The following is a 21,532-nucleotide window of genomic DNA, read 5'->3' on the forward strand; positions in this document are numbered from 1 at the left end:
GTGCGGAGTGGCTGTTGCGGGCCGGGGGGTGTCGGCCGGCGGTGCGGCCGTGTCGGCGCCGTGTCGGAACGATGTCGGTGCCTTGTCGGCGGCGCCGTCAACGATGGCCGGACGGCACCGATCCCGAGAGGTCCACCATGACGAACACCATCCGAGCGCACCACTCGCGTGCCACCTCGGTCTTGATTTCCGGCGCGGGCATTGCCGGTACCGCCCTTGCCTACTGGCTGCAGCGCTACGGCTTCCGCGTCACGGTCGTCGAGCGCGCCCCGGAGCCCCGGGCCGGCGGACAGGCGGTGGACGTGCGCGGCAGCGCCCTCCAAGTCATCGAACGAATGGGGCTCCTGGCGGCCGTCCAGGCACAGCGGACCGGACTGCGGGGCATGTCGCACGTCGATGCGGACGGCCGCGAGCTGAGCCGTACCGACGAACGGACGGTCAGCGGCGGGTTCATCGACAGCTCCGACGTGGAGATCCTCCGCGATGACCTGTGCGCCCTGCTGGCACGGGCCGCCGGGCCCGGCGTCGAGTACCTGTTCGGCGACTCGATGAACAGCCTCGTCCAGCACGAGGACGGCGTCCAGGTCCGCTTCCGCAGCGGCGCCGAGCGGTGCTTCGACCTCGTCGTGGGCGCCGACGGCCTGCACTCGGCCACCCGCCGTCTCGTCTTCGGCCCCGAGGCCGACTACCTGCACTCGATCGGTACCTACATCGCCGCATGGACTGCCCCCAACCACCTCGGACTCGACCGCTGGGAGGTCTTCCACCGGCCCCATGCCGACGGCGTGTGGGGCTGCATGGCCATGACCGAGCGGAACAATGCCGAGTTGCGGGTCTTCATCGGTTTCACCTCCGACGAGCCGACCGAACTGCTGCTGCCACGCGACACCGCGGCGCAGAAGCGGCTGGTGGCGGAGCGCTGCGCCGGGCTGGGTTGGGAGGTGCCGCGCTTCCTCAAGGCCATGTGGGAATCGGACGCCTTCCACTACGACGTGGTCGCGCAGATCCGCATGGACCGCTGGTCGCGCGGCCGCGTCGCACTGCTCGGCGACGCCGGGTACTGCTGCTCGCCGCTCACCGGGCAGGGCAGCAGCGTGGCGCTAACCGCGGCCTACGTGCTCGCCGGGGAACTGCACGCGGCAGGCGGCGATCACCGGGCCGCCCTCACCGCCTACGAGGAGCAGCTGCGCGGCCACGTGAGCGCCAACCAGGCGCTGCTCGCCCTGGGGGAGAACCTGGTGGCCGACAGCGCGGCAGCCCCGGGCGCAGAGGGCGGCTCGCACTCCCATCCGGAAGGCGCGGCGGGCTTCGACGCGCCGGCCCCCCAGGCCACGGCGGCCTTCCGCGCCGCCCTGGCCTTCGACCTGCCCGACTACTGACGGCTCCGCGGGGCCTCGAAAGGAGTGGGCGCGGCCTCGCGGGCGGCAGGTCAGGGCCTCCTGCGCGCCCGCAACTCCTCGATATACGCGTCGACTTCCTGTCGGTCGTATCCCCGCCGGGCCACGTCGAACGCCGGCGGCTCGGCCGGCGGCCCCGCCGGGGACGACCGCTCGACGTACGCCTCGACCTGCTCACGGTCGTAGCCGCGCCGCACCAGGGAGAACCCGAGGCGACCGTCCGGGCTCCCTGCTTTGCTCCCTGCCTTGCGCGAGAACATCCTGCGCAACCCCCATCCGTTCCCCATGGATTTCCTCCTGACGGAAGGAAAAGTACCCCCCCCTGCGCACCGACGCTTCGGAGCGGCCACCAGGCGCTCGCCTCCCTCGCGGGCAAGTGCACCGTGGGACCCGACGTCTCACCGTTTGACCTGAAGTTTGGTTGAGGTTTTATGTTCGGGTCAACGGCCGCCGACCGGGCGACCGTTGACCGGACCGACGGAGCGCGCCGCCATGACCACTGTCACCACCACCGATGCCTCGGCCCTTCAGCACCAGATCGCCGTCCTGGTGGACCGGGCCGAAATCACCGGTCTCATCGACCGCTACCTGCTGAGCCTCGACACGCTGCCCGGTGGCGGCGGCTTCGACGACGACTGGGCCCGTGGCCTGTTCACCGAGGACGTCGTGATCACCTCGCCGGTGGGGCGGCACCGCGGCATCGCCGGGCTGCCCGAATCCGAACGCGCGACCATGGCGAAGTTCGAGCGGACCCTGCACCTGGGCTCCAACTACCTCATCGGCCTCGACGGCGACCGGGCCACCGTCCGGTGGAACGCACTGATGACCCATGTCCACCTGGCCTCGACGCAGGCCGCCCGCGGTGCGGAACCAGGGGGCCACTTCGATGTCGGCGGCACCTTCACCGGCGAGGTCGTCCGGACCGCCGACGGCTGGCGCTTCCGGAGCCTGGACATCCGTGCGGTGTGGACGAGCGGACAGGGCCCGCTCGTCCTGACGCCGAAGGCCGAGGAGACACTGCGCAGGGTGGGGGCGCAGGCCGCATGACAACGCCCCACGACGTCGAGTTGACGACGGGGGAGGGGCGGTGGTGACGCGAGCCCCGGGTCGGCCCCGAGGCTCGCTCGCGCATCGGCGGGCGCGGACGGGCCCGATGCCGTCCGCGGAGGGGCTGCGCGCTGCCGGTCAGGCAGCTACCGCCTCCACCACGGAGAGCACCGTGTCGGTGGGCACCACGCGGGACAGGCGCAGTCCCGTCGCCTCGAAGAGCGCGGTGAAGTCCGCCTCGGTGCGTTCGCGGCCGACGAGTGACGCCATCATCATCAGGTCCAGCGCCTTGGACTGATGGGGTGCGTTGCCCGGCGGCACCACCGCATCCAGGACCAGGATCCGGCCGCCGGGCCGCAGCGCCCGACGGCAGTTGTCGAGGATGACCGCACTGCGCTCGTCGTCCCAGTCGTGCAGGATCCGCTTGATCAGGTAGACGTCGCCGGGGGGCACGGCGGTGAAGAAGTCGCCGTCCGCCAGCGTCCACCGCCCGGTGACCGCCTGCTCGGAGTCCAGGCGGTGCCCGGCCAGCACGTGCGGCTGGTCGTAGAGGACGCCGTGCAGTCCCGGGTGGCGGCGCAGCACCTCCAGGAGCAGGCCGCCGTGGCCGCCGCCGACGTCGACGACGGTGCCGACGGCGGGGAAGTCGTAGGCGGCCGCGAGGGGGGCATTCTCGGTGTCGGACATCGCGGCCATGCCGACGTGGAAGACGGCGGCGGTCCGCTCGTCCTGGGCGAAGTGGTCGAAGAACGGCATGCCGAAGATGCCCTCGAAGGCCGAGGTCTCCCCGGTCAGACAGCGGCTCATCTCGTTGCCGGGCAGCCACATGGTGCGGTCGGTGAGCATCAGGACGGCGGCGCGGGCGGAGTACGGGGCGTCGCTGCGGAGCGCCTGTCCGGCCTCGGTCAGCCCGAACCGGCCCTGCTCGTCCTCCGTCACCACGCCCCGGGTGGCCAGGAGGCGCAGCACCCGGTAGAGGTTGCGGGCGTCGGTGCCGGTCGCGGTGGCGAGGTCGGCGGGGGAACGGGGGCCGTCGGCGAGGTGGTCGGCCACTCCCACGTCGGCTGCCGCGCGAAGGGCGGCCGGGAAGAGGAAGCCGAGGGCCTCGTCGATGAGGAAGGCGGCGGAGCGGCGGGAGCGGGCGTCGGGATCGGCGGTGTCGGTCCCGGTGCCGCCTGTGATGCCTTGGCCGGCCTTCTCGCCTAACGCCGCGGTACGTCCGTCCGCGCCATGGCTGTTGCCCTCGTTCTGCCGCACGCAGTCCTCCTCGTCGATCCGTGCGCTCCGCCGCGCTGCGGGCGGGCGCATGAGGCACCGTCGTCCGGTGCCCGGGCGGGTCCCGCCCGCCTGTGAAGATGCCCCTCGGTGACCTTGCCGAAGCACCGTGCCACCAGCGCGTTTCCGGGCGCTGCGGGCGGTGGCGCGAGCCGGTGCCGCGGACCGCGCAGGCATCGGGTACGGCCCCCGGGCGGTGTCCCGTTGGCGTCCCCCGGACTTCGAGAGGGAGCGGAACACGACCGCCCCGTGGGAACGGCCGTGCGAACCGTTCCGCCTTCTGGCCGGAATTCATTCCGCACATGAACTTGTGAGAGAGATCGGCGGCGGGCCGTGGTGTCCCGGATCACGGGGTGCGGGGGCGAATCGGCAGATAAATGCGGTAGGCGTCGAATGACGAACGATCAATTCACGGTGCATCTTTCGGCGGGACATGATTTATTACCGTGTCCGGTTGGCGTCTTATTGAGTGTGGTTTCTTCTGCTTAATTTGAACGCGTTGTGTGTCGCACCTACCGAGGAGGCCACATGGCCGAAGTCAAGAAGGTCGTCCGCCCAGCGGTCACCGCGTCGTCCCGCCCGTGCGCGTTCGTCTCGCCGGACAAGGGCAACGCTCCGACGATCACGCCCGCCCGCAGTCAGGTGGAGGCCACCTCGGCCCCCTCTGAGCAGCCGAAAGAGCGTACGTCGGCCTAACGGCTGAGGTTCCTCCGGGGCCCTGCCCACGGGCCGGGCCCCGGTCTGTCGCGCGGGCCGAGCCGACGCTCGGGACCGGTCCGCGCCCAACGGCCCGCGCCCGGGGGCCTTTCGCCGACACCGTGCCGCCCACCGCACAGCCGGGGCCGCGCCGTACGTCGCGTCGGAATTCGCAACACGCAGGGAGAAGCCTCAGCCATGCAGAATTCGATGTACCAGTCGTCGCGCTACGTCCGAACCCTGCGCGCCTCGGGCGACCGGGATTTCACGTCATTCGGAGGTCGGCTCCATTCCTATGAGGGCGACGAGCGAACCATGGCCTTTCATTCACTCTTCGGAAATGCGCGGCTGATCGACCGGGACATCGTCGGACTGCTCGACGAGGCGTCCCAGGGCATCAGTTGGGACCGACTGCGGGAGCGGGTCGACGACGACTCCCTGCGCGACCTCGTCGAGGCCCGGTTCCTCGTCGAGGCGGGGCACGACGAGGCCAGGGAGATCGACGGACTGCTGGAGAGCCGACGGAGCGCGCTGGGCAGCGGCGTGTTCCACTCCTCCATCCAGCTCGTCCTCACCAACGCCTGCAACTTCTCCTGCCAGGGGTGTTTCGCGTACAACTTCGACGGCGGCGTCGAGGAACGCAACACCTCCGGAGAGTCGGTGAAGCCCGGTCCGGTCCTGGTCGAACTGCGCCGCTCGCGCGACGACGCGGGCCCCGCCCACCACGACTCGGGCCCCACACTCGCCAAGGGCGACTGGAACCACGGCTCGGACCAGGGCCGCAACCCCTCGATGCACATGTCGCGCGAGGTGGCCGAGAAGACCATCAAGGAGGCCATCGAACTGCGCAAGGTCAACGGCGGCGGCCACCTGACGGTGTCGTTCTTCGGCGGCGAACCCACCCTCGCGCGGGGCACCATCCTCCACGTACTGCGCACCTTCGGCGACCACCACGACGGGGTCACCCTCTCCTACGACCTGACCAGCAACGGCTCCCGCATCGACGACGAGCTGCTGGCCGCGCTCGCCCGGCACCGCGTCGACACCACCGTCTCCATCGACTACCTGGTCCCGGAGACCGGCGAGTTCCGCGGCGGACAGCAGCAGCGCACCCCGTGGGCCGTGGTCCGCAAGGCGATCCTCGACATGAAGGCCGCCGGCGTACCCGTCAGCATCACCTCGGTGCTCTCCCAGTACACCTGGGAGAAGTGGGGCACCCCGCTCATCGACTTCGTCGCCGAGGCCGGCCTGGACTCCCTCGACGTCATCGTGTCGTTCCAGGCCAAGGAGTTCTTCCAGGCACACAGCCCGCACGACGTGGCGCAGCGGCTGCTGGCCGCCGTCGACTACGGGCGCGAGCGCGGCGTACAGCTCAGCGGCTACTGGTACCAGACCTTCCAGATGATCATCGACGAGGCCAAATGGGCCGAGCAGGCCGACTACAAGACCTGCCCGGCGGTCGGCCGCCAGCTCTCCATCGAACCCAACGGCAGCGTCTTCGCCTGCAAGGCAACCGCCCGCAAGCTGGGCACCATCGACGACTGGCGCGGCATCTTCGCCTCGCCCGCGTACCAGGACTACGGCATGCGGGCCTACACCAACGGCCCCGGCTGCCAGGGCTGCGAGCTCCAGGGCACCTGCTCGGGCGGCTCCGCCGGAGCACTGGAGGAGGAGAACGGATCGATCCAGCTGATGTCGCCCGGCTACTGCGCCTACATGCGCGAAGTGGTGCAGGGCCTCCTGGAGCGCCATCACACCCAGAGCCTCGCCGGCTCGTCCTGACCCGGCCCTTCCCGACGACCACCGCAACGGCCCGCCCCGCGGGGCAGGCCGCCGATCCACGACCCGGCCCCGCGAACCCCGTCCGGGCCGAGGAAGGGTGACTGGTTCCATGGCAACGATTGGGATGCACTTCGGCCATGACGCGGGCGCCGCACTCACCGACGAGCGCGGCTACCGAGTCATCGAGGCCGAGCGCCGCCTCGGCCTGCGCCATGTGTGCGGCGGCAACGGCGACTTCCCCCGGGCCGCCGCCGAGTGGCTGGCGGAGCTGCGGCAGCGGGCGGCGAGCCCGGTGACCCGGATCGCGGTGGCCGACTGGTACACGCCGGTGTGCCGGGCACTGCCCCCGGCACTGGTCGAACTCGTCAACGAGGACGCCCGCTGGACGGCCACCGGCGGCACCCGCCTCGCCGACGTGGTGACCCGGGTGATCAAACCCCTGGACTGGCCACTGGCCAAGGGGTTCGGCGACATCACCCTGACAGCCGTGCGCCACCACTACGCGCACGCCGCACTCGCCTACTACACCTCCGGGGCCCGCAAGGCCCTGGTGCTGGCCCTGGACGGGACGGGCAACTACGCCGAATGCGGCATGGTCTGCCTGGGCGACGGCGACCAGCTCACCCCGGTGATGTCCTTCACCAACCGCACCGGCCCGCGCTTCGGCCTGGTCTACGAAGCGCTCGCCAGGCGCATCCACGGCAGCCAGTTCGACACCGGGAAACTGCTCGGACTGACGGCCACCGGGCAGACCGACAGCGCCCTGCTGCCGGTGCTGCGCGCCATGCTCGTCCCGCAGTCCACCCGCAACGCCTCACCGGACCTGTACGAGCAACTCGAAGAGGACCGACTGACCGGCACCGCGCTGCGCTACGCCGACACCTGGTGGGAGTACGACCCGTACAGCGGCGGGTATCTGGACGCGGGCCTGGCCGACTCCTCGGACGACGACGTCGTGCACTCCTTCGGCTCGGTCTTCCCCGACGAGATCCGCACCGCCGACGGCCGGACCACCCCCGTCGGCACCTCCCCCGAGAACCGCACCTGCCGGGACCTGGCGGCCACCCTGCAGACCGCCGTGGAGCAGGACCTCACCCGACTGGTCAACGGCATCAGTCGACTCTTCCCGAGCTACGCCACGCTCTGCTACGCGGGTGGCTGCGCGCTCAACATCACCGCCAACAGCCGCCTGGCCGAATCCGGACAGTTCACCCGGGTGTCCATCCCCACCTGCTGCGACGATTCGGGGATCGCGCTGGGCGCGGCACTGGCCGTCGCCGACCCGGCCGACCGCCCGGCCCTGCTGGGCCACTCGGGAGGGGCGCAACTGGCCTACGCCGGACCACCGCTGGCGGGTCTGGACACGGCGGACGGAGACGACGCGGCCTCACCCGGGGACCTCACCCGCCGGTTGAGCGGCCGCGGGCTGACCGTGCGCCGCCCGGCCGACGGCGAGGAGTTCCTCCGGACCGTCGCCGACCTGCTGGCCGACCGGCGTTGCGTGGCCTGGCTGGAGGGCGGCCTGGAGACCGGACCGCGGGCACTGGGCCACCGCTCGCTGCTGGTCTCGGCCCACTGGAACGGCGCCCGCCGATACGTCTCCCAGACCATCAAGCACCGGGAGTGGTTCCGACCGGTCGCGCCGATCTGCCCGGAGGAGGTGGCCGACCAGTACTTCACCGGCCCCCTGGACCACACCGAGACCATGCTGTTCGCCGTACGCGTGCGGACCGACCGGGCCCGGCAGCTCGCGGAGGCCCGGCACATCGACGGCACGGCCCGCCTCCAGACCGTACGGCCCGACACCCATCCCCTGCTGCACCGGCTGTGCCACGCGGTCGCCGCCCGCACGCAGCTGCCCGTGCTCATCAACACCAGTGCCAACGCCGGCGGCCGCCCCCTCCTCAACCACCTCGACGAGGCACTGCAACTGCTCACCGAGACCGAACTGGACGCCGTCGTACTCCCCGAACACCGCCTGATCGTCGAGTGATCCCGTCCGCCGCCCGACGTCCCGTACCCGCATCCCCCGACACCCCGACCAGCCGCAGTCCCGCCGAAACGGCGAGGTCGGGGCCGACCCGTCCCACCCGACCCCGTGCAGGCGCCGTGTCCCTGGAGAGTGCCCGTGGCCGCCATCCCCTTGCGAGACATCCACAAGACGGAACCACTGCGCGTCCTGTCCCCGGCGGACTGGGAACAGTGGACCATCCAAGGCTATGTGATCGTCCGTCAGGCAGTGCCGGCGCAGACGGTCGACGTCCTCACCGAGGGCCTGTACTCCTTCCTCGACATGCACCCCGACGACCCCGCCACCTGGACCTCCCCGCACACCGGCAACGACCGGCTGCCGGGCCACAGCGGGCTGGTCGAGATGTACAACCACCAAGCCCAGTGGGACATCCGGCAGACCCCGCGGGTGTACGGGGCCTTCGCCGACATCTGGGACCGCACCGACCTGTGGGTCACCATCGACTTCGCCAACGTCAATCCGCCCAACCGGGGAGCGCGCGCCTTCGACGGGTTCGTCCACTGGGACGTCGACACCGCCGCCGACCCGCTGCCGGTGAGCTGCCAGGCGGTGCTCTCCCTGACCCACGGCGACCAGGAGATCGGCGGCTTCCAATGCGTACCGGAGATCTTCACCGAGTGGGAGAAGTGGGTCGGCGGCCAGCCCGCCGACCGCGACCCGTGCACGCCGGACATCACCGGCTACCCGATCACCACGCCGGAGGTCGCACCCGGTGACCTGATCATCTTCAACAGCCTGCTGCCGCACGGGGTGCACCCCAACGTCTCGCCCGCCCGGGTGCGGATGGCCCAGTACCTGACCATGGCCCCCGCCTGGGAGGAGAACGCCGACCTCCGAGCGGCCCGGGTGCGTTTCTGGCGGGACCGGATCCCACCGCATCCCCCTCAAGGCGGGGTGCGCAAGGCCGAGGCCGACCTGTACGGACCGGCCACGCTGACCGAACTGGGCGAGCGACTGCTGGGCCTGCGCCCGTGGCCCGAGGGGAGCGCTGTTGGCTAGCACCGCCCGATCCGGCACCCGCCCGGTCCGCCGGGTGGACCTGGGCCGCCCGTTCCGCTGGCTGTGGGCGTCGACCGCCGCCTCCAACGCGGGCGACGGCATCACCCGCACCCTGCTGCCGCTCCTGGTGGTCGCACACCACCCCGACCCGGCGGCGGTCGCCGGACTGACCACCGTCAACATGCTGCCCTGGCTGCTGTTCGCGCTTCCCGCGGGCGTCCTCGCGGACCGGGTGGACCGGCGCCGCATCGTGCTGGGCAGCAACGTGATCCGCGCCGCGGCCCTGCTCGGCGCGGCCCTCGCGCTCGCCGGCAACCGCCCGCTGCCCCTGCTGTACGCGCTGGCGTTCCTGCTCGGCATCGCCGAGACCCTCGCCGACACCGCGGCGCCCGCGATGCTGCCGTGCCTGGTCGACGAGCGGCACCTGGAACGCGCCAACGGCCGACTGCTGACCGTGCAGATCGTGCTCAACGAGACGATCGGACCGCCCCTCGCGGGCCTGCTGGTGGGCCTGACCGCCGCCGCGGCACTGGCCACCGGCGGGGTGCTGTACGCACTGGCCGCGCTGCTGCTGTTCGGCCTGGCCCCGCTCGTCCGCCCCGGCCGCGAGGCGACCCCGGGTGCGTCGCAGGGCGGAGTGCTGCGCGACATCCGGGGCGGTCTCGGCTTCGTCCTGCGCCATCGCGTCCTGCGGCTCACGCTGGCCGCGAGCGCCCTGTACGGCCTGGTGTTCTCGGCGACCTTCTCGATGCTGGTGCTGCTGAGCGAGGGCACCTTGGGACTGAGCGAGACCGGTTACGGCCTGCTGCTCACCGCCGGATCGCTGGGGGCGGTCGCCGGCAGTTGGCTGGCGCCCCGGGCCGCGGACCGGCTGCCCACCGTGCGGCTGGCCCGGTGGTCCCTGGTGGCCTCCGGCGCCGCGTACGCCGCGCTCGGCCTGGGACGCCACCCGGTCCTGGCCGCGCTGGCGCTCGCCGTCAACGGCGTCTTCATGATGGGCTGGAACATCCCCGTGATGTCGCTGCGCCAGCGCCTCACACCGGAAGAACTCCAGGGCCGGGTGATGAGCGTGTCCCGGCTGTGCGCCTGGGGCACCATGCCGGTCGGCGCGACGCTCGGCGGCCTGCTCGCCGAAGCCCTGTCCGTTCCCGCGGTGTTCGTGGTGTGCGGAACCGTCCTGGCCGTGGGAGCGCTGCTGCTGCTCGCGCCGCTGCGCGAGGCCACCTCCGCGGCCGACAACCAGCAGGCGCACACCGCACTTCCGGCCCCCTCCGCACCACCGCCGTCCCCGGACCCGCCGTCCCCGCACCCACCGTCCTCCGCGCCGCCGCCATCCGATCCACCACCGGCAGATTCACCGCGATCAGACCTACCGCGATCACACGCACCGTCATCAGACGCACCGCCGCACGGCGACCTTCTCGACAAGGGGTGACTATTGGACACGCAGCTCTACGACACGGTGATCGTCGGAGGCGGCCCGGCCGGCCTCAACGGAGCGCTCTACCTGGGCCGTTCACGCCGCCGCGTGCTACTGATCGACTCCGGCGACGCCCGCAACATGGCGGCGGGCGTCATGCACAACGTCCTCACCAACGACGGTGCCACCATCGCCGACTTCCGGGCCCGCTCGCGCGCCCAACTCGCCGCGTACGACGTCACGTTCCGCGACGACGAGGTGCTGTCGGCCGAGCCCGACGGCGACCACGTGGTGGTCACCACCAAGGAGTCCGGCACCCTCCGCGCCCGCACCGTGCTCTACGCGGCCGGCGTGCGCTCGGTGCTGCCGCCGATCCCGGGCCTGGCGGACCTGTGGGGCAGCACGGTCCTGGAGTGCCCGTACTGCCACGCCTGGGAAGTGCGGGACCGCAGCTTCGCCGTGTACGGCGGGGCCGAGCCCGGCGAATGCCTGGCCGCGACCCTGACGGTCTGGTCCGACCGCATCACCTACCTCACCGACCGGCGCGAACTGCCCCAGGACGAGCGGGACCGCCTCACCGCGGCCGGCGTGCCCGTCGTCAGCGACGGAGTCAGCGAGGTCAAGCCACATGCCGAGGGCGTCGAGGTCGTCTTCGAGGACGGCCGGACAGCGAGCTACGGGGCACTCTTCCTGCACCTGGGCATCGAACCCCGGGTGGCCCCGCTGCGCCCCTGGCTGCAGGCCCCGGACCTGGAGTCCGTACAGACCGACGAGCGCGGCCGCACCAGCCTGCCCCGGCTCTACGTGGCCGGGGACCTCGGCCGGAACATGCAACAGGCCGCCATGGCCGCGGCCAGCGGAGGGCTGGCCGGTATGGCCATCAACGCCGACCTGATCCGCGAGGACCGCCCCGGCTCCCTGCCCGAGCCGCCACCCCCGCTCCCGGCCCGCTGAGCACCCGCCCCGGCCCGCACACCCGTGCCCACCAGGCACGACCGGCGGCCGACCACCCCGCAAGGCACGACCGCCACGCCCAGCACCCCGACGGGAGCCCCGCTGCGATGACGTCCCCCCGCGCCGAGTTCACCCCGCACATGGAGCACTACACCTTCGTCCTGGAGGACCAGCCCTATCTGGGGTACTTCCAATACGGCAACGAGAAGACCCCCGTCTACAGCACCGACCGGCACGGCTTCCGGGTCACCCCCGGCCCCGGCGGACTCCGGGCGACGGTCGGCGACGACCGCCCCGACGGCCCCGTACGGGTCCTCGCCGGCAGTTCCGCAGTCTTCGGCGTGGGCGCCACCGGTGACGCGGCCACCATCTCCGCCCGCCTGTGGAACGCCCACGCACCCCGACTGCCCTGGCTCAACATCGCCGGCCAGAGCCACAACTCCGCCCAGGAACTCCTGCTGTTCACCCTTTTCCGACACGAACTCCCACCCGTCGAGGACATCGTGCTGCTCTCCGGGGTCAACAACCTGGTGCTCAGCCGACTGCCCGAGGAAAAACAGGGCCGACACGGCGCCTTCTTCGACTGCGGGCCCGCCCCCGACGTCACCCCCTCACCGGAGCAACGAGTAGCACACGCATCGGAATTGACGATCCGGCACCTCGGCGGCTGGAAGGCGCTCGCGGACGCCCTGGACGCCCGGCTGACCTTCGTGCTCCAGCCACTCGCGCCCTGGGTGCGCGAGGAACCGCTTCCCCGCGAGAAGCTCCTCTTCGAGGAGTTGGACGAGGTGTCCAACTTCCGCCGGTTCCACAACGACATCTCCACCCTGAAAGTGGGCCGCGCCTACGCGGACCGGCTGGCCGCCGGATGCGCCCGGCTCGACGTGCCCTTCCTGGACATGAACGTGGCCCTCGCCGAAGCCGCCGGGCCGGCCGACTGGCTGTTCATCGACCGCGTGCACCTCACCGATCTCGGATACGACCTGGTGGCCCGGCAACTGGCGGACCACATTGACCTGGTGTGAGGAGCCCCGTCATGCGCGACCACGACACCACGGCCACGTCGACGGACCACGGCCGCACGCCCCGGCTGCGCCACCGCCTCACCGCGTGGCTGCGACACCGCGGCCGCCCCGCCCCGCCCTCCGGCGCCCCGCCGGACCGGCCGGCCGGCCAGGCGCCGTCACCGTCCCCGCTGCGGCCCCAGCCCGAGGACGACGCGTCCATCTACCCCCTGTTCTGACATGAGGACCGGCAAGCGCGGAGCGCACCCCGACCGCTCGGGCCCCGGCCGGCCGGACGGCCCCGTCCTGGGCATCTCCGCCTACTACCACGACAGCGCCGCGGCCCTGGTGACCGGCGGCAACCCGCTCGCCGCGGCGCAGGAGGAGCGCTTCACCCGCCGCCGCCACGACCCCGGCTTCCCCGCGCACGCCGTCGCCTTCTGCCTGCGCCAGGCCGGCCTGCGCCTCGACGAGCTGGCGGCCGTGGCCTTCTACGAGGACCCGGCGCTGAAGTTCCGCCGAGTGCTGGCGACCTGGCTGGCCACGGCCCCGCACGGCCTCCCGGTGTTCCGCCGGGCGTTCCCCCAGTGGGCCACCTGGAAGCGGCGCGCCCTGGACGACGTACGGGCACAGCTGCGCGACCTGGCGCCCGGGCGGCCGCTGCCCCCGGTGGCGGCCCACCGCCACCACGCCTCACACGCCGCGTCGGCGTACTTCCCGAGCCCGTACCCGTCGGCCGCGGTGCTGTGCGTCGACGGCGTGGGGGAGTGGGCGACGACGACACTGTGGCACGGCCGCGGCACCGAGCTGGTGCCGCTCGCAGAACTGCGCTTCCCGCACTCGCTCGGCATGCTGTACTCGGCCTTCACCTACTTCTGCGGCTTCAAGGTCGACTCCGGCGAGTACAAGCTGATGGGCCTGGCGCCCTACGGGACGCCGCGCTACGCCCCACTCATCCGGGAGCGGCTGATCGACGTCAAACCAGACGGTTCGTTCCGCCTGGACCTGCGGTACTTCACCTTCCCGTACGGGCAGACCATGGTCGGCCGGGCCTTCGAGGAACTCTTCGACGGACCGCGCCGGACACCCGAAGGGCCGCTCACCGACCGGGAGTTCGACCTGGCGGCCTCCGTCCAGCAGGTCACCGAAGAGGTGATGCTGCGGCTGGCCCGGACGGTGCTGGAACGCACCGGGGAACGACGACTGTGCCTGGCCGGCGGCGTGGCGCTCAACTGCGTGGCCAACGGTCGGATCCTGGCCGACGGGGTCTGCGACGAACTGTGGGTCCAGCCGGCAGCCGGGGACGCGGGCGGCGCCCTCGGCGCGGCCCTGGCCGAGTCGCACCGCCGGGGAGCACCCCGGACCCACGTCACGCGCCGCACCGACGCGATGGCGGGGGCGCTGCTCGGCCCCGGCCACCCCGACCGGGAGATCGAGGCGTTCCTGACCCGGGGCGGATACCCCGCCGTGCGGCTGACGGAGCGGACGTTGGTGGAGCGGGTCGCGGCGGAGCTCGCGGCGGGAAAGGTGGTGGGCTGGTTCCAGGGGCGGATGGAGTTCGGGCCCCGGGCGCTGGGCAACCGGTCGATCCTCGCGGATCCGCGCGATCGCACCACGCAGTCCACCCTCAACCTCAAGACCAAGTTCCGGGAGTCCTTCCGGCCGTTCGCGCCCGCGGTGCTCGCCGAGGACGCCAAGGACTGGTTCGACCTGCCGCAGGAAAGCCCGTACATGCTGCTCACCGCGCAGGTCGCCGCGGCCAGGCGGAGGGAGTGCGATGCCGCGGCGAAAGAGGCGACGGGCCTGGACCTGCTGCACGTGCCGCGCTCGACGATCCCGGCCGTCACCCACGTCGACGGCTCGGCCCGGATCCAGACCGTGACCGCCGAACACAACGCGCGGTTCCACGCCCTGCTCACCGCGTTCCGGGAACGTACGGGCTGCCCCGTACTGGTGAACACCTCGTTCAACGTCCGCGGGGAGCCGATCGTGCAAGACCCCGAAGAGGCGTACGCCTGCTTCATGCGCACCCGCATCGACCTGCTGGTCCTCGGCGGCTTCCTGTTGGACAAGCGGGACCAGCCCCAATGGCGGGAGGAGGATGACTGGCGTGCCGCCATCCCCATGGACTGAGCGCCTGCGGTGCCTGGGCCTGGCCGCGCTGTACTTCGCGGTGATCACCCCGGCCGGGCTGTGCGCACGAGCGGTGCGGGACCCCCTGCGGCGTTCCTGGGACGCCCGCCGGACGAGCTACCTGGACCGCCCGGCCCGTCCCCGCGCCCTCCCGCGGGGCGCCGAGCGGACCGCGGCACGCCCGTGAGCCCTGCTGCAGCGGTAGACCCCGGGCGAGCGGCCGCCGGGCTCACCGGTCGCCGGGCTCACCGGCCGTCGGGCCGTGTCGCCGAGGTCACCACCACACGACGCGCCCCCAGGACCTGGATGCGGGAATCGGCCTCGATGAACCCGCAGGTCACCGCCCAGTCGCTCGCCTCCTGCGCCGTATGGGGCAGCGGCACATCATCGGCGACAAGCCCCGAGAAGCGTTCCGACGGCCGGAAGTGCGTGGCCAGCGGCAGCGTGAACCCGACCCGGCCCCCCGGACGCAGGGCGCGCCGCCAGTCGGCCGGCGCCCGGCGCCCCAGGAAGTGCAGCGAGGACGCACAGAGCACGACGTCGAGGGAGTGATCGGCAACCGGCAGCGGCACGGCATCGGCGACCCGCCAGTCGATCGCCGCGTCACATCCCGCGCCCGCGGCGCGTGCCCTGCCCACCGCGACCATCCCGGGGGACAGGTCGACGGCCAGGATAGGAGGGGCGTTCTCAGGCCGGATCGGCGCGAGTTGCCGGGCGACGGCTCCCGCTCCGCACGCCACGTCCGCGACGGCGTCGACCGGTCCCGGGGCCAGCCACGCGATCAGGGCCCGCGCGATCTCCTCGTGGTGCCCGTGGTCGTAGCTGTCGGCCAGCTCGTCGAAGGCCCCGGCCAGCGTTGCGCTCTGCGTCACCATCCGATCCTAGCCATCGAGTCCCGCCGACCGTCGGTGGACGTCACACCGGACCACCGGCCGACCCTGCACCCCCTCTCGCACCACCTGCTCCTCAGGCGAATTCACTCAACGGCTCGGTGACCACTTCGCGCCACCGCTCCCGATGCCATGTCCGATGGTCTGCTTCAAGGGTGTTGCCCCAGCTGGTGCGCGACCAGCGGGAGGAACAGCTGGTCCACGATTTCCTCCAGGTCGGCGTCGGTCGGGGTCCGCCGGGCCATGAAGAGTTCGTGGACGACCAGTACCACCGGCAGTGTGACCAGGCGGTCGGGAAGGGCGTCCGGGGCGTCGATCTCACCGCGTCGAGCCGCCCGTTCCAACGCCGTCCGCATCCAGGTGAGGCCCGGTCCCTGGTTGCGCGCGGCCAGGTATGCGGACAGTTCCGTTGCCTGACCCTGTTCCGCGGCGAGTACCTCGCGGACGGGGGCGAGTTCCCGCATGCGCGTGATGACGCGATGCAGCAGGGCGAGGACGTCGCCGCGCAGATCGCCGGTGTCGGGCGGTGCGTCCGGCAGGGGCGGAGTCCGGTGGCGCAGCGCGGCCAGGACCAGCTCCCGCTTCGAGGGCCATCGGCGGTAGAGCACCGGGCGGCTCGTACCGGCGCGGTCGGCCACCGCCTCGTACGTCAGCCGCTCGTAGCCGACCGCGACCAACTCGTCCCAGGCCGCCTCCAGGAGCGCCGCTTCCAACTCGGCCCCACGACGGCGCTTGCGCATTGACTCATTAGACACGCCGTGCATCTTAAGCCTTGCCATAAGATACAGAGTGACTCTTATTGGAGGCGTTGGTCATGCGTGGCAGGGGCATCCACTACGACACCGGCACCTTTCCCAACGGGGACACCTCCCGCCCCGTCTTCGACCCCGGGACCGTCGAACGGGAGATGCGGGTCATCGCCGAGGACCTGCACTGCACCGCGGTCCGCATCACCGGCGGCGACCCCGACCGCATCGAGACCGCCGCCCGGCACGCGGCGGCCGTCGGCCTGGAAGTCTGGTTCTCGCCGTTCCCCTGCGAGTTGACGAACGAGCAGATGCTGCCGTACTTCGTCGACTGCGCCGAGCGAGCCGAACGGCTGCGCCACGACGGCGCCGACGTCGTCCTGGTCACCGGCTGCGAACTGAGCCTCTTCGCCCGCGGATACCTACCCGGCGACACCTTCGGCGCCCGCGTCCCGGTCCTGGCCGGGCCCGGCCGCGAAGCCGCACTCCAAGGCATCCCCGACAAGGTCAACGCGTTCCTCGGCGAGGTCGTCACCGCCGTACGGCCCGTCTTCGCCGGTCCCGTCAGTTACGCCTCCTGCCCCCTGGACGGCGTGGACTGGGGCCCGTTCGACATCGTCGGCCTGGACGCCTTCCGCGGCCTGCGCAACGCCGCCACCTACCGCGACGACCTGCGCAAGGAGTTCGCCCACGGCAAGCCCGTGGCGATCATGGAGGTCGGCTGCTGCACCTTCCGGGGAGCGGGCGAGCACGGCGGCGCGGGTTGGTACGTGGGCAAGGGGCCGGACGGGGTCACCCCCAAACCGGACCTGGTACGCGACGAGAGCGAGCAGGTCCGCTACCTCGACGACCTCCTTCCCGTCTTCGAGGAGGAGGGCGTCGACTCCCTCTTCTGGTTCAGCTTCGCCGGCTACCCCACTCCCCACCGTTCCTGCGGCCCGGACCCGGACCTGCTCTCCTACGGCATCGTCAAGATCCTCGACGGGCAGAGCGGCCTCCCCGCCTCCGAGCGCAGCTACCCCGACCTGCCCTGGGAACCGAAGAAGGCGTTCCACGCACTCGCGGACCGCTACCGGGCCCTTGGGCAGCGAGGTGTCGCCGAGTAGCACCGCCGGTGGCCGGTGGCCGGTAGTTGGTGGCGGCGCGTTGGCACTTGGTGTCGGTCCTGCAATGCCATGTCGCTGGTTATCGGGCATGGACACCCTTCCGCGCTGCCTGTTCGCCCTTGTGATGCGTCAACGGCCGAGGGCTGACGCCCCACCATCCGGCGGTGGTGGGGCGTTGCGCTGCGTGTCAGGTGGGTGGTTGGGGGAGTCAGCCAGTCGCTGGTGGTGTGTCGGTTGTGGTGTCCGGGGTGGGTGGCGTGTTGGTGGTGCGGTAGGTGTGCCAGGCGGTGTGGGCGAGGCGGGTGGAGAGGGGGTGGGTCCCGTGGGTGGGGAAGGCGAGGTGGGTGGGGATGGGGGGCGCGTTGTGGAGGGGGACGAGGCGGACGTTGGGGTGGGTGTTGCGGCGCGCGGCGGTCGTGGGGGCGGTGCCGAAGCCGGCGCCGCCGGCGATCTTCTCAAGCCATTCGTCGTAGTTGCGGCAGTGCGCACCGATGACGGGTTGCGCGTCGGGCGGCCAGAGGTCGGGGAACGTGGTGCCGCTGATGGTGTTGACGACTAGCGGGTGCTGGGCGAGTTGGCTCCACTCGATGTGGGGGAGCTGGGCCAGGGGAGAGGTGGCGGGGACGGCGGCGATGCGCTCTTCCTCGTAGAGCTGGATGCAGCGGATGCCCTTGGGGTTCAGGTGGCCGCGGAGGAGGGCGACGTCGGTGTCGCCGGTGTCGAGTCCGGCCAGGGGGGTGTCGTGGCGTACCCATTCGATGTGGGTGTGGGTCTCTTGGGCGAAGCGGTTGGCGAGGGTGGAGAGGGTTTCGGGGAGTCCCCAGGCGAAGCCGATGCGGAGGGTTTCGCTGCCCCGGGCGTCGGCGAGGGTGGCGTCGAGTTGCTGAATGATCGGAATCAGGGATTCCCGTAAGCGGGTGCCTTTGGGTGTGAGGTCGATGCGGCGTGTGGTGCGGTCGAAGAGGCGGACGCCGAGGGCTTCTTCGAGACTGCGGATGTTGCGGGTGAGTGTGGGTTGGGTGAGGTGGAGCCGTTTGCTGGCGGTGGTGAAGTTGCGTTCTTCGGCGAGGGTGAGGAAGTGGCGGAGGTGACGGAGGTTGATATTCATACGTATGGAGCATAGGTGGGTGCGGTTTGGCATTTCCTCGGCGGTGTTGGGTTTGTTTAGTGTCGAGGTGTTGTTGAGGTTGTTGGGGATGCGAGTTGGGGGTGGGGTTCCGTTGAGCCTGTGAGTGCTTTTGGATCGTGTCGCGATGTGTATGGATTGCGCTTTCTTTGCTGGTGTTTGGGTTTAGGGAGGTTGTTGTGGCTGAGGTTGTGACGCGGGATGGCGTGGTGGAGTACACGTTCGTTGAAGGCGACGTGTCGTTGGCCCCGTTGGTGTTTGTGCATGGGGGGACGGGGTCGGTTGCTACGTGGAACCGCTTTCCACGGTTGTTGGCGGCGCGGACGGGGCGGCGGGCGTTGTTGTTCTCCCGATTGGGAAATGGGTTTTCGTCTCCGCTGAAGGCGCCGCGCACATCGCGCTATGTGCACGAGGAGGGGCAGGAGAGGTTACCTGAGTTGTTGGATCTGTTGGGGGTCCAGCGGCCGGTGGTGGTGGGGCATAGCGATGGTGGGTCGATGGCGCTGTTGTACGCGTCCGTTCGACCGGTGGAGGCGGTGGTGGCGCTCGGTCCGCATCTGTATTGCGAGGAGTCGACCGTGCGGGGGGTTCGGGCGGCGCGTACCTCGTTTGATGCCGGTGGGGCGTTTGCCAAGCGGGTGGCGTTGGTGCATGCCAATCCGCGGCTGGTTGTTCAGGGGTGGAGTGATGTGTGGCTGTCGCCGGAGTTTGGTGACTGGAGTATCGAGGGGGATGTGGAGGTGGAGGCGCCGGTGTTGTTGATCCAGGGAGATCAGGACGAGTACGGCTCGTTGCGGCAGTTGGACGCGGCGGAGCGTGTGCTGCGGGGGCCGGTGCGGCGCGAGGTGATCGAAGGGGGCGGTCACTACCAGCACATGGCCGAGGAACCCGAGCGTCTGGTGGAGATCATCGGCGCGTTTTTGGCCGAGCACGCCGACAGCCACGCCGCGGGGAAGGCCCAGGTATGAGCCCGGCAGCCGCCCACCGGCCCATCGACCCCGCCATGTCGGTCGAGGCCGCCCGCAGTGCCGGCCGCCCCGGCGCGGTCGACCTTGCGGGCACCGCCGAGCGTGCCGACGCTGCTGATGTCGACGACGCTGCTGGTGCTGGTGCTGGTGCTGGTGCTGGTGCTGGTGCTGGTGCTGGTGCTGGTCGTGGTCGGGGTCGTGGTGGCGATGGGGGTGTAGGCATGGTGCGGTTGGATGGATTGTTGGCGCGGGCAGCGGAGTTGTTTCCCGATCGGCCGGCATTGGTCGGCGCGGGGGAGTGCTGGTCGTATGCGGAGGTGGAGCAGGCCGTCGAGGGGTTGGCGTCGCAGCTCGTTGCGGCGGGTGTGGTCCGGGGGGATCGGGTGGGGGTGTATGCCGCGAAGTCGCCTGCCGCGGTCCTGGCCGTCTACGCCGGGTTGCGGGTGGGGGCGGTGGTTGCTCCTTTGGACCCTGCGGATCCCGCGGCGCGCACGGCGCGGATGGTGCGGGCCGCGGGGCTGCGCGTGCTCCTGGCCCCCGACCGAAGTCTGTCTGCGTGCCGACGGGCCGCCGCTGAAGCCGTCGACAACGCCGCCATGGCCGAAGGCGTCACCGCGAACGAAGGTGTCGGCACGGTTGCCGGAGGCAGGGGTCCCGGAATCAGTGAGGGTGTCCTCGACCATGGGTTGAACTGGGTTGCCCTGGGGGTGGGGGAGGGGCAGCGGGCGGTGTTGCCTGCGCCTGCGGATGAGGGCGGCTACGTCCTGTTCACCTCCGGGAGTACGGGTTGGCCCAAGGGGGTGTTGCTGTCGCACGCCAATGTTGCTCATTTTGTGGTGTGGGCGGCTGGTGAGTTGGGCTTGCGGGAGAACGACAGGGTGGGCTCGCAGGCGTCACTGACCTTCGATTTGACTACGTTTGATGTGTTCGGCTCTGCGGCGGTGGGCGCCTGTGTGGTGCTGATGCCGGATGTACTGCGGGCGTTTCCCCGTGATGTGGTGGGTTGGCTGCGGGAGCAGGAGATCACCGCGCTGTATGCGGTGCCGTCGCTGTATCAGGGGATGCTGCAGCAGGGCGGGATCGGCCGCGAGGGCCTGCCGCCGACGTTGCGGGTGGCGGCGTTCGCCGGGGAACCCTTCGTACCGCAACTCCTGGAGAAATACATGGAGTTGATGGGCAACAAGGTGCCGTTCTACAACCTTTACGGACCCACCGAGACCAATGTGTGTACGTATCTGCGGGTGCCTGCCGACTTCCGGGCCGATCAGGAGCTGAGTGTGGGCGGGGCGATCGCGGGAGATGTGGTGGAGGTGTTGGACCAGGACGGCAACCCCACCGAGGGGGAAGGGGAGATCCACGTCGCCGGGCCGACCGTCTTCCAGGGATATCTGGTCGAGGGCGTCCTGCGGGACCCGACCGTCGCCGTCGCCTTCCGTGACGGCACGGTGCGACGGGCCTACGCCACCGGGGATGTGGGCTGCTTCGACGCGCAGGGGCGTGTGGTGTTGCGGGGGCGGCGGGATTCCCAGGTCAAGCGGCGGGGCCACCGTATTGACCTGTTGGATGTGGAGAGCGCTGTCCTGGGTCTGCCGCAGGTTGCCACTGCCGCGGTGGTGGCGAAGGACGGCGAGCACCGCGGCGAGATCTGGGCGTATGTGCAGAGCAGCAGCGCCGTCCTGACGGACAGGGGTGTTCTGGCGGATCTGCGGGGGGTTCTGCCGCAGCGGATGTTGCCGGATCGGGTGGTCCTGGTCGCTTCGTTGCCGCTGACCGCCCGCGGCAAGGTCGACCGCCTGGCGCTGAGCGCCCAAGGCGTGACCCCTCACGCCACCGCGGAGACAGTCCACTGACCGGTTACGTCAGCGCACCCACCACGGCCTCGCCCTGAGAATCGACGAGCGGGCGACCGAAAGAAGCGTCAACGCTGCGACCTGAGCTTCAACGAGACCCGACCGAG

General features: G+C 71.0%; 20 protein-coding genes. 15 read left to right on the plus strand and 5 right to left on the minus strand.

The features are described from left to right. The first annotated feature begins 137 nt into the window (after window positions 1-137). Window positions 138-1,379: an FAD-dependent oxidoreductase gene (locus CG747_RS40775; protein ID WP_100606937.1), complete on the plus strand. Its 1,242-nt coding sequence runs from the start codon at window positions 138-140 to the stop codon at window positions 1,377-1,379. Between the two features lie 50 nt (window positions 1,380-1,429). Here CG747_RS40775 and CG747_RS40780 read toward each other — a convergent pair whose 3' ends face one another. Further along, on the minus strand, window positions 1,430-1,684 hold the full coding sequence (locus CG747_RS40780) for a hypothetical protein (RefSeq protein ID WP_100606938.1): 255 nt from the start codon (window positions 1,682-1,684) through the stop codon (window positions 1,430-1,432). 205 nt (window positions 1,685-1,889) lie between these two features. Here CG747_RS40780 and CG747_RS40785 point away from each other — a divergent pair, with 205 nt between their 5' ends. Continuing rightward, complete coding sequence (locus tag CG747_RS40785; RefSeq protein ID WP_100606939.1) at window positions 1,890-2,444, plus strand: nuclear transport factor 2 family protein; 555 nt, start codon at window positions 1,890-1,892, stop codon at window positions 2,442-2,444. Window positions 2,445-2,582: 138 nt separating this feature from the next. On the opposite strand, the gene CG747_RS40790 is transcribed toward CG747_RS40785, so the two are convergent. Then, on the minus strand, window positions 2,583-3,701 hold the full coding sequence (locus tag CG747_RS40790) for an acetylserotonin O-methyltransferase (protein WP_257981060.1): 1,119 nt from the start codon (window positions 3,699-3,701) through the stop codon (window positions 2,583-2,585). Between the two features lie 546 nt (window positions 3,702-4,247). On the opposite strand from CG747_RS40790, the gene CG747_RS48540 reads away from it, so the two are divergent. From CG747_RS48540 to CG747_RS40835, 10 genes are all read left to right on the plus strand, one after another. Then, window positions 4,248-4,415, plus strand: a complete 168-nt coding sequence (locus CG747_RS48540) for a hypothetical protein (RefSeq protein ID WP_180985935.1) — start codon at window positions 4,248-4,250, stop codon at window positions 4,413-4,415. A gap of 315 nt (window positions 4,416-4,730) precedes the next feature. After that, window positions 4,731-6,197 (plus strand): radical SAM/SPASM domain-containing protein, encoded by a 1,467-nt coding sequence (locus CG747_RS40795; protein ID WP_257981061.1) that lies wholly within the window; start codon window positions 4,731-4,733, stop codon window positions 6,195-6,197. 109 nt (window positions 6,198-6,306) lie between these two features. Continuing rightward, the gene (locus CG747_RS40800; RefSeq protein WP_257981062.1) at window positions 6,307-8,190 is read left to right on the plus strand and encodes a carbamoyltransferase C-terminal domain-containing protein; all 1,884 of its coding nucleotides are present in this window, start codon (window positions 6,307-6,309) and stop codon (window positions 8,188-8,190) included. A 135-nt stretch (window positions 8,191-8,325) separates the two neighbouring features. Then, entirely contained in the window at window positions 8,326-9,228 is a 903-nt protein-coding gene (locus tag CG747_RS40805; RefSeq protein WP_100606942.1) for a phytanoyl-CoA dioxygenase family protein, read from the plus strand. Then, complete coding sequence (locus CG747_RS40810; RefSeq protein WP_100606943.1) at window positions 9,221-10,663, plus strand: MFS transporter; 1,443 nt, start codon at window positions 9,221-9,223, stop codon at window positions 10,661-10,663. The genes CG747_RS40805 and CG747_RS40810 overlap by 8 nt, the downstream gene beginning before the upstream one ends. A gap of 3 nt (window positions 10,664-10,666) precedes the next feature. Then, complete coding sequence (locus CG747_RS40815; RefSeq protein ID WP_100606944.1) at window positions 10,667-11,602, plus strand: NAD(P)/FAD-dependent oxidoreductase; 936 nt, start codon at window positions 10,667-10,669, stop codon at window positions 11,600-11,602. A 107-nt stretch (window positions 11,603-11,709) separates the two neighbouring features. After that, complete coding sequence (locus tag CG747_RS40820) at window positions 11,710-12,627, plus strand: GDSL-type esterase/lipase family protein (protein WP_257981063.1); 918 nt, start codon at window positions 11,710-11,712, stop codon at window positions 12,625-12,627. Between the two features lie 11 nt (window positions 12,628-12,638). Next, window positions 12,639-12,845, plus strand: a complete 207-nt coding sequence (locus tag CG747_RS40825) for a hypothetical protein (RefSeq protein ID WP_100606945.1) — start codon at window positions 12,639-12,641, stop codon at window positions 12,843-12,845. Window position 12,846: 1 nt separating this feature from the next. After that, window positions 12,847-14,739 (plus strand): carbamoyltransferase N-terminal domain-containing protein, encoded by a 1,893-nt coding sequence (locus tag CG747_RS40830; protein ID WP_100606946.1) that lies wholly within the window; start codon window positions 12,847-12,849, stop codon window positions 14,737-14,739. Next, window positions 14,717-14,926 (plus strand): hypothetical protein, encoded by a 210-nt coding sequence (locus CG747_RS40835; RefSeq protein WP_100606947.1) that lies wholly within the window; start codon window positions 14,717-14,719, stop codon window positions 14,924-14,926. The genes CG747_RS40830 and CG747_RS40835 overlap by 23 nt, the downstream gene beginning before the upstream one ends. 58 nt (window positions 14,927-14,984) lie before the next feature. Here CG747_RS40835 and CG747_RS40840 read toward each other — a convergent pair whose 3' ends face one another. Together CG747_RS40840 and CG747_RS40845 are read right to left on the minus strand one after the other, a co-directional pair. Continuing rightward, on the minus strand, window positions 14,985-15,611 hold the full coding sequence (locus CG747_RS40840) for a class I SAM-dependent methyltransferase (protein ID WP_100606964.1): 627 nt from the start codon (window positions 15,609-15,611) through the stop codon (window positions 14,985-14,987). Between the two features lie 167 nt (window positions 15,612-15,778). Next, entirely contained in the window at window positions 15,779-16,393 is a 615-nt protein-coding gene (locus tag CG747_RS40845; protein ID WP_257981066.1) for a TetR/AcrR family transcriptional regulator, read from the minus strand. 50 nt (window positions 16,394-16,443) lie between these two features. Between CG747_RS40845 and CG747_RS40850 the strand changes: the two genes are divergently transcribed. Next, the gene (locus CG747_RS40850) at window positions 16,444-17,481 is read left to right on the plus strand and encodes a hypothetical protein (RefSeq protein ID WP_100606949.1); all 1,038 of its coding nucleotides are present in this window, start codon (window positions 16,444-16,446) and stop codon (window positions 17,479-17,481) included. Between the two features lie 208 nt (window positions 17,482-17,689). Here CG747_RS40850 and CG747_RS40855 read toward each other — a convergent pair whose 3' ends face one another. Further along, a complete protein-coding gene (locus tag CG747_RS40855) occupies window positions 17,690-18,589 on the minus strand; it encodes a LysR family transcriptional regulator (protein ID WP_219621616.1) in 900 nt (299 codons plus the stop codon). Between the two features lie 197 nt (window positions 18,590-18,786). Here CG747_RS40855 and CG747_RS40860 point away from each other — a divergent pair, with 197 nt between their 5' ends. Both CG747_RS40860 and CG747_RS40865 read left to right on the plus strand, forming a co-directional pair. Beyond that, window positions 18,787-19,575 carry an alpha/beta fold hydrolase gene (locus CG747_RS40860; RefSeq protein ID WP_100606965.1) on the plus strand — a complete coding sequence of 263 codons (789 nt, stop codon included), beginning with the start codon at window positions 18,787-18,789 and terminating at the stop codon, window positions 19,573-19,575. 221 nt (window positions 19,576-19,796) lie between these two features. Then, window positions 19,797-21,425 carry an AMP-binding protein gene (locus CG747_RS40865; protein WP_100606951.1) on the plus strand — a complete coding sequence of 543 codons (1,629 nt, stop codon included), beginning with the start codon at window positions 19,797-19,799 and terminating at the stop codon, window positions 21,423-21,425. Window positions 21,426-21,532 lie beyond the last annotated feature (107 nt).

This window comes from Streptomyces sp. CB02959, from assembly GCF_002803155.1.
Lineage (GTDB): Bacteria > Actinomycetota > Actinomycetes > Streptomycetales > Streptomycetaceae > Streptomyces.